This window comes from Yersinia hibernica (genome assembly GCF_004124235.1).
In the GTDB taxonomy this organism is placed as follows: Bacteria; Pseudomonadota; Gammaproteobacteria; order Enterobacterales; family Enterobacteriaceae; genus Yersinia; species Yersinia hibernica.
In genome coordinates this window covers 3,612,522-3,627,969 of sequence record NZ_CP032487.1, presented here as the reverse complement: position 1 = coordinate 3,627,969, position 15,448 = coordinate 3,612,522, and the positions used below count along the sequence as shown (strand labels likewise).

Genomic DNA, 15,448 nt, shown 5'->3' with positions numbered 1-15,448 from the left:
CGGCAGTGAAACGCCACAAATCGGGATTGGGGATCATCGTTATTCCACCTGTTATGCAGGTTGGTGAATACCTCGCCTATCATAAAAACAGTTATTCAGAGTACTCTCATGAAGCAACTGACTATTCTTGGTTCTACCGGCTCCATCGGCAACAGCACTCTGGGTGTTGTGCGCGCTAACCCCGAATTGTTCAAAGTCACCGCATTGGTTGCTGGCCGCAATGTTGAGCAGATGGCACTGCAATGTCTCGAGTTTGCCCCCCGTTATGCGGCGATGTCGGACGAAACATCAGCTATAGCGCTACGTCGTCTGTTGGCTGAAAATGGCTCACGAACTGAGGTCTATTCTGGCGAAAAAGCCGCGTGTGAACTGGCGGCTATCGATGATGTTGATCAGGTGATGGCGGCTATTGTCGGTGTTGCGGGCTTACCCTCTACGCTTGCGGCCATCCGCGCGGGTAAACAAGTATTGCTGGCCAACAAAGAGTCATTGATTACCTGTGGCAAGCTCTTTATGGATGAAGTGAAGCACAGTCGCGCGCAACTGCTCCCTATCGACAGCGAACATAATGCTATTTTTCAGAGTTTACCTGAGAGGGTTCAGTCTCAATTAGGCTATTCTTCACTGAGCGATAATGGTATTTCCCGCATTATTTTAACCGGCTCTGGTGGCCCATTGCGCGAAACGCCACTGGCCGAATTTGCAGATGTCACTCCAGACCAAGCTTGCGCACATCCAAATTGGTCGATGGGGCGTAAAATTTCTGTCGACTCAGCGACAATGATGAATAAAGGGCTAGAGTATATCGAGGCGCGATGGTTATTTAATGCTAGCGCAGAGCAGGTGGAGGTTATTTTACATCCTCAATCTGTGATTCACTCGATGGTGCGCTACCATGATGGCAGCGTATTAGCGCAGATGGGCACGCCAGATATGCGCACACCTATTGCGCATGCGATGGCATATCCAATGCGGGTGAACTCAGGTGTGGCGCCGTTAGATTTCTGTAACATTCGCGAACTGACTTTTGCTGAACCGGATTATCAGCGTTATCCATGCCTGAAACTGGCGATTGAGGCCTCGAATACAGGGCAAGCGGCAACAACGGCACTGAATGCCGCTAACGAAATATCTGTGATGGCATTTCTAGATTCGAAAATTCGTTTCACTGATATTGCAGTTATCAATTGTACTGTAGTGGATCAGCTATCATTACAAGAGCCTGCTAGTGTGGACGAGGTGTTGGTGATTGACCGTAAAGCCCGTGATATGGCCGCTCAAGTTATAGCGAAATTGAATTGCTAAAAGTCTCATTGGCTGACGCGGAAATTTGTTAGGGCAAGGCTGAGGTGATATAGTCTGCACCGTTGATGGACAGCTAGACTGTTGATTAGTGGCCCAAAAGGTATTTAAACCGTCTATTTTTGGCTGTCACTTAAGAAGCCGTGACTTGGTACACGGCTTTTTTTGTGAGCTTGCTGCCTAATGTTCGGGACGAACAATTGATTTATTGAGGAAATGAGTTCGCATTATGTCGTCTGTAAATGAAGATAGGGCTAACTTGTCCCGCGCGACGCCACGCCATGTAGCTATCATTATGGATGGTAATGGGCGTTGGGCGAAAAAACAGGGTAAGTTAAGAGTTTTCGGCCATAAAGCGGGAGTGAAATCAGTGCGTAGGGCGGTTAGTTTTGCTGCTACTCACCAGCTAGATGCGCTCACTCTCTATGCTTTTAGCAGTGAAAACTGGAATCGTCCTGCTCAAGAAGTCACCGCATTAATGGAACTTTTTGTCCGTGCTCTGGACAGCGAAGTAAAAAGCCTGCATAAACATAATGTTCGTTTATCAGTCATTGGCGATATCAGCCGATTTAGTGAACGTTTGCAACAACGGATCCGTCGCTCAGAAGAGTTAACAGCAAATAATGACGGTCTGAGACTGAACATTGCTGCCAATTATGGTGGCCGTTGGGATATTATTCAGGGAGTGCGTCACTTAGCTGAGCAAGTACAGCGAGGCGAGTTGCAACCCACAGATATCAGTGAAGAATCGCTAAACTCGTATATCTGCCTGCATGAGCAATCTGAGGTGGATTTAGTGATCAGAACCGGTGGTGAACATCGCATCAGTAATTTCTTGTTGTGGCAAATCGCCTATGCTGAACTTTATTTTACTGATGTACTCTGGCCTGATTTTGATGAACATATCTTTGAAGGTGCGCTGAATGCATTTGCACAACGCGAGCGCCGCTTCGGGGGAACTACACCTATCGATGCCACTGCATCCTAGGGGGAACTTTTGCTGAAGTATCGTCTCATAACTGCTTTGATTTTGATTCCGGTTGTCATTGGTGCACTGTTCCTGCTTCCGCCGGTTGGTTTTGCTATCGTCACTCTCGTCGTCTGCATGCTTGCGGCTTGGGAGTGGGGTCAATTAGCCGGGTTTGCCAGTCGTTCTCAGCGTATTTGGCTCGCCATACTGTGTGGTTTTTTACTGATCTCAATGCTGCTTAGCCTTCCAGCCTACCAGCATTCAGCCCATCTTCCACAAGTGAGCATCCCGCTCTGGCTCTCTATGGGCTGGTGGGTCGCAGCATTGCTGTTGGTGTTGACTTACCCGCGCTCTGCGGCTTTCTGGCGCGATTCACGTCTCTTACGTATAATTTTCGGCATTCTGACGATTGTCCCATTCTTCTGGGGCATGGTCGCGCTACGCCAGTATGGTTATGCTCAGGATCATAATATTGGTGCCTGGTGGCTGTTGTACGTGATGCTCTTGGTGTGGGGGGCTGATTCCGGTGCTTATATGTTCGGAAAACTGTTCGGTAAGCACAAATTAGCGCCTAAAGTCTCTCCGGGTAAAACGTGGGAAGGATTAATTGGCGGTTTACTGACATCAGCTCTGATATCATGGTTGTTTGGTCGATACGCTCCGTTGGATATCATCCCGGAAAAGCTGTTAATCTGTTCCGTGGTAGCCGCATTAGCCTCGGTACTCGGCGATTTGACCGAAAGTATGTTTAAACGTGAAGCGGGAATCAAAGACAGTGGTCACTTGATTCCTGGTCATGGTGGGATACTGGATCGTATCGATAGCCTGACCGCAGCTGTGCCGGTGTTTGCCTGCTTAATGCTGTTAGTGTTTTAATCCGTCACTGACGGGGAGTTTAGGGAATATGATGAGCATACTCTGGAGCCTGGCCGCGTTCATTATCGCACTGGGAATCTTAATTACAGTGCATGAGTTTGGCCACTTTTGGGTGGCGCGGCGCTGTGGTGTCCGCGTTGAGCGCTTTTCGATTGGTTTTGGTAAAGCGCTATGGCGTCGGACTGATCGTCAGGGAACCGAGTATGTCATCGCCCTTATCCCATTGGGCGGCTATGTTAAAATGTTGGATGAGCGCGTAGAGGCTGTTGCGCCAGAGTTTCGCCATCAATCTTTTAACAACAAAACTGTGTTACAGCGCGCGGCAATCGTCAGTGCGGGTCCTATTGCTAACTTCCTTTTTGCGATTATTGCTTACTGGCTGGTGTTTATCATTGGAGTGCCAAGTGTGCGCCCGGTTGTGGGTGATATTTCGCCACAATCCATTGCTGCGCAAGCCAATATTTCTCCAGGAATGGAACTTAAGTCGGTAGATGGTATCGAAACGCCTGACTGGGATTCTGTTCGCTTGGCTTTAATCGGAAAAATTGGCGATAAGCAAACTCAAGTCGGTGTTGCCCCATTTGGTTCTGCCAATGTGGTGCAAAAAACCTTGGATTTGCGCCAGTGGCAGTTTGAGCCAGATAAGCAAGATCCCGTGGTGGCGCTGGGGATTATTCCACGCGGCCCGCAGATTGAATCCGTCTTAGCGGAAGTCCAACCAGGATCAGCGGCACAAAAGGCAGGTTTACAAGCAGGGGATAGGATAGTTAAAGTTGATGGCCAGTTACTGGATCGTTGGCAAACATTTGTTTTACAAGTTCGAGATAACCCCGGCCAAAAGCTGGTGTTAGATATTGAAAGGGGTGGTACCCCCTTGTCTTTAACCTTGATACCAGATACAAAATCGGTTGGAGAAAACCGCAGTGAGGGTTTTGCGGGCGTAGTGCCGAAAGTTATACCGCTTCCGGATGAATATAAAACGATTCGCCAATATGGCCCGTTCGCCGCACTCTACCAAGCTTCGGATAAAACCTGGCAGTTGATGCGGTTGACGGTAAACATGTTGGGTAAACTGATTACTGGTGATGTTAAGCTGAATAACTTGAGTGGCCCGATATCTATTGCACAAGGTGCTGGGGTTTCAGCTGAGTACGGGTTGGTGTATTACCTGATGTTTTTGGCACTAATCAGTGTCAACTTGGGCATTATCAATTTGTTCCCGTTACCGGTGTTAGATGGTGGACATCTGCTCTTCCTGGCGATAGAAAAGCTGAAGGGTGGGCCGGTTTCTGAGCGAGTACAAGACTTCAGTTATCGCATCGGCTCGATTTTGCTGGTGTTATTAATGGGGCTTGCACTTTTCAATGATTTCTCCCGTCTTTAACGGCAGGGGATAGGTTAGGAAGAACGCATAACAACGATGGCGATGAAAAAGTTGCTCATAGCGTCGCTGCTGTTTGGCAGCGCCACCGTATACGGTGCAGACGGGTTCGTAGTGAAAGATATTCATTTCGAAGGCCTGCAACGGGTCGCCGTCGGTGCGGCGTTACTTAATATGCCGGTTCGCGTAGGCGATACCGTCAGTGATGATGACATCGGTCAAACTATTCGTGCGTTGTTTGCTACAGGCAACTTTGAGGACGTTCGCGTCCTGCGCGATGGTAATACGCTGATTGTTCAAGTCAAAGAACGCCCAACGATTGCCAGCATCACTTTCTCCGGTAATAAAGCGGTGAAAGATGACATGCTGAAGCAGAATCTGGAAGCCTCTGGCGTCCGGGTTGGCGAAGCCTTGGACCGTACCACTATATCCAACATTGAAAAAGGACTCGAAGACTTCTACTACAGCGTGGGTAAATACAGTGCTTCTGTGAAGGCTGTCGTTACGCCATTGCCACGTAATCGCGTCGATCTCAAATTGGTCTTTACCGAGGGTGTATCTGCAAAAATTCAGCAGATCAACATCGTCGGTAATCACAGTTTCACAACTGATGAACTTATCTCGCGCTTCCAATTGCGTGATGAAGTGCCATGGTGGAACGTGGTTGGGGATCGTAAATATCAGAAGCAGAAACTGGCCGGTGACCTTGAAACCTTACGCAGTTTCTATTTGGACCGAGGTTATGCTCGCTTTAACATCGATTCAACCCAAGTGAGTTTGACGCCAGATAAAAAAGGCATCTATATCACTATCAATATTACTGAAGGCGATCAATACAAGCTTAACAGCGTGGTTGTGAGCGGTAATCTTGCGGGCCATCAATCTGAAGCGGATAAACTGGCGAAGATTGAGCCGGGTGAACTGTTTAACGGCAGTAAAGTTACGCGCATGGAAGAAGACATCAAGAAGATGTTGGGCCGTTATGGCTATGCTTACCCGCGTGTTGTATCTCAGCCGGAAATTAATGATGCGGATAAAACAGTCAAACTGCATATCAATGTAGATGCGGGTAATCGCTTCTATGTCCGTAATGTCCGTTTCGAGGGTAATGACACGAGTAAAGACTCTGTGTTGCGCCGTGAAATGCGTCAAATGGAAGGTGCGTGGCTGGGTAATGATCAAGTCGAAGCCGGTAAAGAACGTTTGAACCGTTTAGGCTATTTCGAGACTGTTGATGTTGAAACTCAACGCGTCCCGGGGACGGCTGATCAGGTTGATGTGACTTATAAAGTTAAGGAACGCAACACCGGTAGCCTGAACTTTGGTATCGGTTACGGTACTGAAAGTGGCGTGAGCTTCCAGGTCGGTGTACAGCAAGATAACTGGTTAGGTACCGGTAATACTGTCGGTATTAACGGCACGAAAAATGACTACCAGACCTATGCTGAGTTTACCTTAACTGACCCTTACTTCACCGTTGATGGTGTTAGTCTGGGCGGCCGTATCTTCTATAATGATTTTAAAGCTGATAACGCCGACCTGTCTGGCTATACCAACAGCAGCTACGGTGTGGACGGTACTTTAGGCTTTCCGATCAATGAAAATAACTCATTGCGCGTCGGCTTAGGTTACGTCCATAACGACCTGTCTGATATGGAGCCTCAGGTTGCAATGTGGCGATATCTGGATTCAGTCGGACAACGACCGGGCTACACTGGCCGTGAAGGCTTTACGACTGACGACTTTACGCTGAACCTAGGTTGGACATATAACAACCTCGACCGTGGCTTCTTCCCAACTTCGGGGGTGAAATCATCGGTGAATACGAAAGTGACTGTGCCGGGCTCTGATAATGAGTTCTACAAAGTGACATTCGATACGTCAGCATATCAGCCATTAGATGAAGATCGTTCGTGGGTGCTATTGGGCCGTGGTCGCTTGGGTTATGGTGGCGGTATCGGTTCGAAAGAAATGCCATTCTACGAAAACTTCTATGCAGGTGGTGCTAGCTCCGTTCGTGGCTTCCGATCTAATAACATCGGTCCAAAAGCTGCGTATTATGCCAATAATGGGGCTACAGTTAATAACTCTACCGATGCGGTAGGGGGGAACGCGATGGCGGTGGCCAGTTTAGAACTGATTACACCGACACCGTTCATTAGCGAGAAATACTCAAACTCTGTCCGTACTTCGGTCTTTATTGACTCAGGTACCGTATGGGATACCAATTGGGAAAATACCGCAGAAACACGAGCTGCAGGTATTCCTGATTACAGTAAAGCCAGCAATATTCGTGTCTCTGCCGGGGTAGCACTACAATGGATGTCGCCATTGGGGCCTTTAGTGTTCTCATATGCTAAACCGGTTAAAGATTACGAGGGCGATAAGTCAGAGCAATTCCAGTTTAACATTGGTAAAACTTGGTAATTGATTGGCAAAGTAGTACTGAATTTTAAAGACAGCACTGGTAGTTGAAATAACCTAAAGTGGCGTCGGCTTAGGCTGGCGCTATCTTTGGTATTATTCTGTATTAAGTGCACTTCAAGGTGTCTCTGACACAAACGGGTAATGGTAAGGAGTTTATAGTGAAAAAGTGGTTGTGTGCCGCAGGTCTTGGTTTAGCATTGGCAGCTTCTGCCAGCGTTCAAGCCGCAGACAAAATTGCTATTGTCAACGTTTCCAGCATTTTCCAACAATTACCTGCGCGTGAAACCGTAGCTAAACAGCTGGAAAATGAATTCAAAGGCCGTGCAACCGAATTGCAAGGAATGGAGCGCGATCTGCAGACTAAAATGCAGAAACTGCAACGTGATGGTTCTACCATGAAAGCCAGTGACCGCACCAAGCTGGAAAACGACGTAATGAAACAGCGTGAAACTTTCTCTACTAAAGCCCAGGCTTTTGAGCAAGATAATCGCCGTCGTCAGATGGAAGAACGTAACAAAATTCTGAGCCGTATTCAGGATGCTGTTAAATCTGTTGCCAGCAAAGGTGGTTATGACGTAGTAATTGATGCAAATGCTGTAGCATATGCAGACTCTTCTAAAGATATCACTGCTGACGTGCTGAAACAGGTTAAATAAAACATGCCTTCAATTCGACTGGCTGATTTAGCCCAGCAGTTGGATGCACAGGTGCACGGTGATGGCGAACTCGTCATCACCGGCATCGCTTCTATGCATTCTGCTGAGCCTGAGCAAATCACGTTTTTGTCAAACAGCCGCTATCAGGAACAACTTGCGACTTGTAATGCAGGTGCCGTGGTGTTGACTGAGGCTGACTTACCTTTTTGTAAATCTGCCGCTCTAGTGGTTAAAAATCCTTATTTAACCTATGCACGTATGGCGCAGATAATGGATACCACTCCTCAACCGGCGCAAGATATTGCCCCAAGTGCGGTGATTTCTCCGCAGGCGAGATTGGGAGAGAACGTTTCTATCGGTGCAAATGCAGTGATAGAGTCTGGCGTTGTGCTGGGCGATAACGTAGTTATCGGTGCTGGCTGTTTTATTGGTAGGAATACTCACATTGGTGCTGGTAGCCGTTTGTGGGCCAATGTCTCCGTTTATCATGAAGTTGTCATTGGGCAAAACTGCCTGATTCAATCCGGTACGGTCATTGGTGCAGATGGTTTTGGCTATGCAAATGATCGTGGCAACTGGATAAAAATACCACAGCTTGGTTCTGTACATATTGGCGACCGTGTCGAGATTGGTGCCTGTACAACGATTGACCGTGGTGCGTTGGATAATACGATTATTGGTAATGGCGTCATCATTGATAATCAATGTCAGATTGCACATAACGTTGTGATTGGCGACAATACCGCAGTTGCGGGTGGTGTTATCATGGCAGGCAGTCTGAAAGTTGGACGCTATTGTATGATTGGCGGCGCAAGTGTGATCAATGGTCATATGGAGATTTGTGACAAAGTCACAATCACCGGAATGGGAATGGTGATGCGTCCAATCACTGAACCTGGGTTATACTCCTCCGGTATTCCGCTACAACCCAATAAAGTTTGGCGCAAAACAGCTGCTTTAGTGATGAATATTGATGGAATTAATAAACGCTTAAAAGCTATTGAGCGCAAAATCGATAAAGAATAATCACTCAAGCACGAAACTCTGAGCAAATAATCAAACTTATTGGCAACTGATGCCAAAAGTAAGTGTAAAGAGTTCCTAATTTGCGGCCTGCCTAATGCCTCCCTTTTGGGGCTATGCAGGCCGTGTTGTTGATAGCATCAGTTTTTAGACAGGAAGAGTATTTTGACTACTGACACTCATACTCTGCACATTGAAGAGATTTTGGATCTACTCCCGCACCGTTTTCCATTTTTGCTGGTAGATCGTGTCCTTGATTTTGAGGAAGGAAAATTTCTGCGTGCAGTGAAGAACGTCTCTTTCAACGAGCCATTTTTCCAAGGCCATTTCCCTGGCAAGCCAATATTCCCTGGCGTGCTGATATTAGAAGCGATGGCTCAGGCTACCGGGATTTTGGCGTTTAAGAGCCGTGGCAAACTTGAGCCAGGTGAGCTTTATTATTTTGCTGGTATTGATGAAGCGCGCTTTAAACGTCCGGTAGTACCTGGGGATCAAATGATCATGGAAGTAGAGTTCGTCAAAGAACGCCGTGGTCTGACCCGTTTTACTGGTGTTGCGAAAGTCGATGGTGAAATCGTTTGTACGGCAACAATGATGTGTGCGCGTAGCAAACCAGCAACAGCAGCCGTTGCAAAGCCTGAAGTTAAGGAGTCCTGATACGTGATTGACAAAACCGCCGTTATCCATCCAAGTTCTATCGTCGAAGAAGGTGCAATTATTGGCGCTGGTGTTCATATTGGCCCCTTTTGCTTTGTCGGATCCCAGGTGGAAATCGGCGCTGGCACGGAACTGAAATCCCATGTCGTCGTTAATGGAATAACAAAAATCGGTTGTGATAATCAGATTTATCAATTTGCTTCTATTGGTGAAGCCAATCAGGATCTGAAATATGCAGGCGAACCTACTCGTGTTGAGATCGGTGACCGTAACCGTATCCGTGAGAGCGTTTCTATCCACCGTGGCACCGTGCAAGGTGGCGGATTAACGAAAGTAGGTAGCGATAATTTACTGATGATCAACGCCCACATAGCCCATGACTGTGTCATCGGCAATCGTTGTATTCTGGCGAATAACGCAACATTGGGCGGTCATGTAGAAATTGACGATTTTGCTATTATTGGCGGAATGACAGCGGTTCACCAATTTTGCGTGATTGGTGCGCATGTGATGGTGGGCGGCTGTTCTGGTGTTGCTCAAGATGTGCCTCCCTTTGTCATTGCTCAAGGTAACCATGCAACGCCATTTGGTATCAATATCGAAGGGTTGAAACGCCGTGGTTTCGACAAAGAATCACTCCATGCTATCCGTAATGCATACAAATTATTGTATCGCAGTGGTCGGACGTTGGATGAAGTGAAACCTGAAATTGCCGAGTTGGCGGAGCAATATCCGGCAGTTCAAGCATTCAGTGATTTCTTTGCTCGTTCGACTCGCGGCATTATTCGCTGATTTATGCAAAATAACCCATTACCTGTTGATCGCCCGTTAAGCGGCGGGCGTCCTTTAACTATTGGTTTAGTCGCGGGAGAAACCTCTGGTGACATCTTAGGTGCAGGATTGATTCGTGCACTGAAAGCTCAGGTTCCTGACGCGCGTTTTGTTGGTGTTGCAGGGCCTCTGATGCAAGCTGAAGGATGTGAAGCTTGGTTTGAGATGGAAGAATTAGCAGTGATGGGTGTTGTTGAAGTCCTAGAGCGCTTACCACGTCTGCTAAAAATCCGAAAAGCACTGACTCAGCGCTTTACTGAACTGTCACCGGATGTTTTTGTGGGGATCGACGCCCCTGATTTTAATATTACCCTCGAGGGGCGCTTGAAACAGCGCGGTATTCGAACTGTGCATTATGTCAGCCCATCGGTCTGGGCTTGGCGGCAAAAGCGTGTTTTCAAAATTGGCAAAGCGACCGATATGGTGCTCGCCTTTCTTCCTTTTGAAAAAGCGTTTTACGATCGTTTCAATGTCCCTTGCCGTTTTATCGGCCATACCATGGCGGATGCCATGCCACTCACTCCCGATAAACACGCGGCCAAAGCAGAGCTTGGCATTGCAGCAAATACCCCTTGTTTGGCATTGTTGCCGGGTAGCCGTCATTCTGAAGTCGAAATGCTCAGTGGTGATTTTCTACGCACCGCAGCTATTTTGAAGCAGCAGTTGCCTGGTTTAGAGGTGCTGGTTCCTCTTGTGAACAGTAAGCGGCGTGAGCAATTTGAGCGGATCAAGGCTGAGATTGCCCCAGAGCTCGCGGTACATTTATTGGATGGCAAGGCCCGTCTGGCGATGATTGCTGCTGATGCGACGTTGCTAGCTTCAGGTACTGCTGCACTAGAATGCATGTTGGCCAAGTGCCCTATGGTGGTTGGCTATCGTATGAAACCCTTCACATTCTGGTTAGCCGAAAGGTTGGTCAAAACCCCTTATGTCTCATTGCCGAATTTATTGGCTGGCGAAGAGCTGGTGACCGAGTTGTTGCAACAAGAGTGCCAGCCGCAGAAATTAGCTGATGCATTGTTGCCGCTATTACAAGGTGGTGAGGCGGTTGAAGCCTTAAAAGAGCGCTTCCTGATTTTACATCAAAGCATCCGCTGTGGTGCGGATGAACAGGCAGCACAGGCCGTATTGGAGTTAGCGGGACGATGACAGATATCTTTATTTATCCACCGGCAAATCTGATTGCGGGGGTGGATGAAGTGGGGCGCGGCCCCTTAGTGGGGGCGGTTGTCACTGCGGCGGTTATTCTTGATCCTAAGCGGCCAATAGTGGGGTTAGCAGACTCAAAAAAACTGAGTGAAAAACGCCGACTGTCACTGTATGACGAAATTATCGACAAGGCCTTATCATGGGGGCTTGGGCGTGCTGAACCTGAAGAAATTGACCGCCTTAATATCTTGCACGCTACGATGTTGGCCATGCAAAGAGCGGTAGCCGAGTTACATATTGCTCCCGATTATGTCTTGATTGACGGCAACCGTTGCCCAAAACTCCCGATGCCATCATTGGCGGTAGTGAAAGGCGACAGCAGAGTCGCAGAGATAAGTGCCGCGTCAATTCTGGCTAAAGTCACGCGTGATCGTGAAATGACTGAGCTGGATCTTCATTTCCCTGAATATGGTTTTGCACAACACAAAGGCTATCCAACCGCTGTCCATTTAGATAAATTGGCAACTTTTGGGGCGACAGAGCATCACCGGCGTAGTTTCGGCCCGGTTAAGCGTGTGCTGGGTCTGGTGTAAATCATAGAACAACATCCATAACATATGGATATGATTCCTTGGCAATAAATTGTTGAGGATACGATTCAATCTACTCATTTTTGGTGTCTGGATATGGCCGAACCTCGTTTTGTCCACCTACGTGTTCACAGCGATTACTCCATGATCGATGGATTAGCCAAGATTGGACCCTTGGTGAAGAGAGCTGCCGCGTTAGGCATGCCCGCTCTGGCCATTACCGATTTTACCAACTTGTGTGGTTTGGTAAAATTTTACGGCAGCGCTCATGGTGCTGGGATCAAACCCATCATTGGCGCAGATTTCTATGTGCAAAGTGAAATCCTGGGTGATGAATTAGCTCATCTGACTGTTCTGGCACGTAATAATGAAGGTTATCAAAATCTTACCTTACTGATATCTGAAGCTTATCAACGCGGATATGGTGCTGCTGGCCCTATTATCGACCGCGACTGGTTGATAAAACATAAACAAGGGCTGATTCTGCTATCCGGTGGCCGAATGGGAGATGTGGGCAAGTTTATTCTGCGGGGTAATCAGGCTCAGGTTGATTTGTGTCTTGAGTTTTATCAAGAGCATTTCCCGAATAGTTATTATTTGGAGTTAATTCGTACTGGTCGCCCGGATGAAGAAAACTACCTGCATGCTGCGGTGGCGCTGGCTACCGGGCGCGGCTTGCCCGTGGTGGCGACTAACGATGTGCGTTTTATTGATGAGTCAGATTTTGACGCGCATGAGATTCGTGTTGCCATCCATGACGGTTTCACTCTGGTTGATCCTAAGCGGCCTAAAAACTATAGCCCTCAGCAGTTTATGCGCGATGAAGAGCAGATGTGTGAGCTATTCGCGGATATCCCAGAGGCACTGACCAACAGTGTTGAAATAGCGAAACGTTGTAATGTGACGATTCGGCTTGGGGAATATTTCCTACCGCAATTCCCAACCGGCGATATGAGCACTGAAGATTTTCTGGTTGAAAAGTCTAAACAAGGTTTAGAAGAGCGGCTGGAGCTCCTGTTCCCTGACCCAGATGTTCGAGCACAAAAGCGGCCGGAATATGATGAGCGGCTGGAAATTGAACTGAAAGTGATTAACCAGATGGGCTTCCCTGGTTACTTCTTGATAGTGATGGAGTTTATCCAGTGGTCAAAAGATAACGGTGTGCCGGTAGGGCCAGGGCGAGGTTCTGGTGCTGGCTCTCTAGTGGCTTATGCACTGAAAATTACCGACCTTGACCCGCTGGAGTTTGACCTGCTGTTTGAGCGTTTTCTAAACCCGGAGCGGGTATCAATGCCCGACTTCGATGTTGACTTCTGCATGGAAAAACGCGACCTGGTGATTGAGCACGTCGCGGATATGTATGGCCGTGATGCGGTTTCCCAGATAATTACTTTTGGTACCATGGCGGCCAAAGCCGTTATCCGCGATGTAGGTCGGGTGCTGGGCCACCCATATGGGTTTGTGGATCGGATTTCGAAATTAGTCCCGCCAGACCCTGGAATGACGCTGGAGAAAGCTTTCGCTGCGGAACCGCAACTGCCTGAAATCTATGAGGCAGATGAAGAGGTCAGGGCGCTGATTGATATGGCGCGCAAGTTGGAAGGGGTAACACGTAACGCCGGTAAGCATGCTGGTGGGGTGGTTATTGCGCCAACCAAAATTACTGATTTTGCGCCACTTTATTGTGATGCCGAAGGTAATAACCCGGTTACCCAATTTGATAAGAATGACGTGGAATATGCCGGGTTAGTGAAGTTCGACTTCCTCGGTTTGCGAACACTCACTATCATTAACTGGGCGTTAGAGATGATTAACGCCCGGCGTGCTAAAGCTGGCTTAGAGCCGATTGATATTGCCTCTATCCCACTGGATGATAAAAAAAGCTTCGATATGCTGCAACGTTCTGAAACGACAGCGGTATTCCAGCTTGAATCTCGCGGGATGAAAGACCTTATCAAGCGCCTGAAGCCTGACTGCTTCGAAGATATGATTGCATTGGTGGCGTTGTTCCGCCCCGGCCCATTGCAATCAGGGATGGTTGATAACTTTATTGACCGTAAACATGGCCGCGAAGCAATCTCCTATCCTGATATTGAATGGCAGCATGAATCACTAAAGCCGGTGCTTGAGCCAACCTATGGCATCATCTTGTACCAAGAACAAGTGATGCAGATTGCTCAGGTTCTGTCTGGTTATTCACTCGGCGGTGCGGATATGTTGCGGCGCGCGATGGGTAAGAAAAACCCGGCAGAGATGGCCAAACAGCGCTCTGTATTTGAAGATGGTGCCAAAAGCCAAGGGGTTGACGGTGAACTGGCAATTAAGATTTTTGACCTGGTAGAGAAATTTGCCGGTTATGGTTTTAACAAGTCACACTCTGCTGCATATGCTTTAGTTTCTTACCAAACTTTGTGGTTGAAAGCACATTATCCGGCTGAATTTATGGCGGCGGTGATGACGGCCGATATGGATAACACCGATAAAGTGGTCGGGTTGGTCGATGAGTGCTGGCGTATGGGGCTGAAAATTCTGCCCCCTGATATCAACAGCGGCTTATATCATTTCCATGTGAATGATGAGGGCGAAATTGTTTATGGTATCGGTGCCATCAAAGGTGTGGGTGAGGGGCCGATTGAGGCGATGCTGGAAGCCCGTAAAGAGGGCGGCTATTTCAAAGAGTTATTTGATTTATGTGCCAGAGTTGATACTAAAAAGCTCAATCGCCGGATTTTAGAAAAGCTGATTATGTCCGGTGCTTTTGACCGTCTGGGGCCGCACCGCGCCGCATTGATGAGTTCGTTGGGCGAAGCATTAAAGGCGGCAGACCAACATGCCAAAGCAGAAGCTATTGGTCAGGTTGATATGTTTGGTGTCTTAGCCGATGCACCTGAGCAGGTTGAGCAATCTTATGCTAATGTGCCGCCGTGGCAGGAGCAGATTGTTTTAGACGGTGAGCGGGAAACGCTGGGGCTTTATCTGACCGGCCACCCAATTACCCAGTATCTGAAGGAAATAGAACGCTATGCCGGTGGGCTGCGTTTGAAAGATATGCACCCGACGGATCGGGGCAAAATGACCATGGCGGCGGGGTTGGTTATCGCGGCAAGGGTCATGGTGACAAAACGCGGAAATCGTATTGGTATTTGCACGCTAGATGACCGCTCTGGGCGCTTGGAAGTGATGTTATTCACCGATGCGTTGGAAAAATATCAGCATTTATTAGAAAAAGACCGTATCCTGATAGCCACTGGACAGGTCAGCTTTGATGACTTTAGTGGTGGACTTAAAATGACCGCCCGTGAGTTAATGGATATCAGTGAAGCTCGTGAAAAATATGCCCGTGGGCTTGCTATATCGCTGCTCGACAGGCAAATTGATGACCAGCTTTTGAACCGTCTCCGTCAGTCGTTGGAACCCCATCGAGCGGGGACGATCCCAGTGCATCTTTATTACCAACGGGAAGATGCTCGCGCCCGGCTGCGGTTTGGAGCCACATGGCGCGTGACGCCCACCGATCGCTTATTGATAGATTTGCGAACGCTGGTAGGTAATGAGCAGGTGGAACTGGAATTTGACTAAAATAGGA

The 15,448-nt window shown here is 48.1% G+C and carries 12 protein-coding genes; all 12 read left to right on the top strand.

Annotation, left to right across the window (positions count from 1 at the left end):
* The first annotated feature begins 108 nt into the window (after nt 1-108).
* The 12 genes from ispC to dnaE all read left to right on the top strand — a co-directional run bounded on the left by ispC (nt 109) and on the right by dnaE (nt 15,441).
* On the top strand, nt 109-1,305 hold the full coding sequence (gene ispC, locus D5F51_RS17080; protein WP_025377287.1) for a 1-deoxy-D-xylulose-5-phosphate reductoisomerase: 1,197 nt from the start codon (nt 109-111) through the stop codon (nt 1,303-1,305).
* A gap of 226 nt (nt 1,306-1,531) precedes the next feature.
* A complete protein-coding gene (gene ispU, locus D5F51_RS17075; protein ID WP_129198042.1) occupies nt 1,532-2,290 on the top strand; it encodes a (2E,6E)-farnesyl-diphosphate-specific ditrans,polycis-undecaprenyl-diphosphate synthase in 759 nt (252 codons plus the stop codon).
* Nucleotides 2,291-2,299: 9 nt separating this feature from the next.
* Nucleotides 2,300-3,148: a phosphatidate cytidylyltransferase gene (gene cdsA, locus D5F51_RS17070; protein WP_129198040.1), complete on the top strand. Its 849-nt coding sequence runs from the start codon at nt 2,300-2,302 to the stop codon at nt 3,146-3,148.
* A gap of 28 nt (nt 3,149-3,176) precedes the next feature.
* Nucleotides 3,177-4,532 (top strand): sigma E protease regulator RseP, encoded by a 1,356-nt coding sequence (gene rseP, locus D5F51_RS17065; RefSeq protein WP_025377290.1) that lies wholly within the window; start codon nt 3,177-3,179, stop codon nt 4,530-4,532.
* A gap of 36 nt (nt 4,533-4,568) precedes the next feature.
* A complete protein-coding gene (gene bamA / locus D5F51_RS17060) occupies nt 4,569-6,956 on the top strand; it encodes an outer membrane protein assembly factor BamA (RefSeq protein ID WP_025377291.1) in 2,388 nt (795 codons plus the stop codon).
* Nucleotides 6,957-7,114: 158 nt separating this feature from the next.
* Nucleotides 7,115-7,612, top strand: a complete 498-nt coding sequence (skp, locus tag D5F51_RS17055) for a molecular chaperone Skp (RefSeq protein ID WP_025377292.1) — start codon at nt 7,115-7,117, stop codon at nt 7,610-7,612.
* 3 nt (nt 7,613-7,615) lie between these two features.
* Complete coding sequence (gene lpxD, locus D5F51_RS17050; protein ID WP_025377293.1) at nt 7,616-8,638, top strand: UDP-3-O-(3-hydroxymyristoyl)glucosamine N-acyltransferase; 1,023 nt, start codon at nt 7,616-7,618, stop codon at nt 8,636-8,638.
* Between the two features lie 162 nt (nt 8,639-8,800).
* Complete coding sequence (gene fabZ / locus D5F51_RS17045) at nt 8,801-9,292, top strand: 3-hydroxyacyl-ACP dehydratase FabZ (RefSeq protein WP_025377294.1); 492 nt, start codon at nt 8,801-8,803, stop codon at nt 9,290-9,292.
* Between the two features lie 3 nt (nt 9,293-9,295).
* Complete coding sequence (gene lpxA / locus D5F51_RS17040) at nt 9,296-10,084, top strand: acyl-ACP--UDP-N-acetylglucosamine O-acyltransferase (RefSeq protein WP_025377295.1); 789 nt, start codon at nt 9,296-9,298, stop codon at nt 10,082-10,084.
* Between the two features lie 3 nt (nt 10,085-10,087).
* Nucleotides 10,088-11,272 carry a lipid-A-disaccharide synthase gene (gene lpxB, locus D5F51_RS17035; RefSeq protein ID WP_025377296.1) on the top strand — a complete coding sequence of 395 codons (1,185 nt, stop codon included), beginning with the start codon at nt 10,088-10,090 and terminating at the stop codon, nt 11,270-11,272.
* Nucleotides 11,269-11,865, top strand: a complete 597-nt coding sequence (gene rnhB, locus D5F51_RS17030) for a ribonuclease HII (RefSeq protein ID WP_129198038.1) — start codon at nt 11,269-11,271, stop codon at nt 11,863-11,865. Before lpxB ends, rnhB begins: the two co-directional genes overlap by 4 nt.
* A gap of 93 nt (nt 11,866-11,958) precedes the next feature.
* On the top strand, nt 11,959-15,441 hold the full coding sequence (dnaE, locus tag D5F51_RS17025) for a DNA polymerase III subunit alpha (protein ID WP_129198036.1): 3,483 nt from the start codon (nt 11,959-11,961) through the stop codon (nt 15,439-15,441).
* The last annotated feature ends 7 nt before the right edge of the window (nt 15,442-15,448 follow it).

What these genes read in the sequence shown, in the direction of transcription:
- ispC (WP_025377287.1), top strand. Translation starts at nt 109, where the DNA reads ATGAAGCAACTGACTATTCTTGGTTCTACCGGCTCCATCGGCAACAGC.
- ispU (WP_129198042.1), top strand. Translation starts at nt 1,532, where the DNA reads ATGTCGTCTGTAAATGAAGATAGGGCTAACTTGTCCCGCGCGACGCCA.
- rseP (WP_025377290.1), top strand. Translation starts at nt 3,177, where the DNA reads ATGATGAGCATACTCTGGAGCCTGGCCGCGTTCATTATCGCACTGGGA.
- bamA (WP_025377291.1), top strand. Translation starts at nt 4,569, where the DNA reads ATGGCGATGAAAAAGTTGCTCATAGCGTCGCTGCTGTTTGGCAGCGCC.
- lpxD (WP_025377293.1), top strand. Translation starts at nt 7,616, where the DNA reads ATGCCTTCAATTCGACTGGCTGATTTAGCCCAGCAGTTGGATGCACAG.
- lpxB (WP_025377296.1), top strand. Translation starts at nt 10,088, where the DNA reads ATGCAAAATAACCCATTACCTGTTGATCGCCCGTTAAGCGGCGGGCGT.
- rnhB (WP_129198038.1), top strand. Translation starts at nt 11,269, where the DNA reads ATGACAGATATCTTTATTTATCCACCGGCAAATCTGATTGCGGGGGTG.
- dnaE (WP_129198036.1), top strand. Translation starts at nt 11,959, where the DNA reads ATGGCCGAACCTCGTTTTGTCCACCTACGTGTTCACAGCGATTACTCC.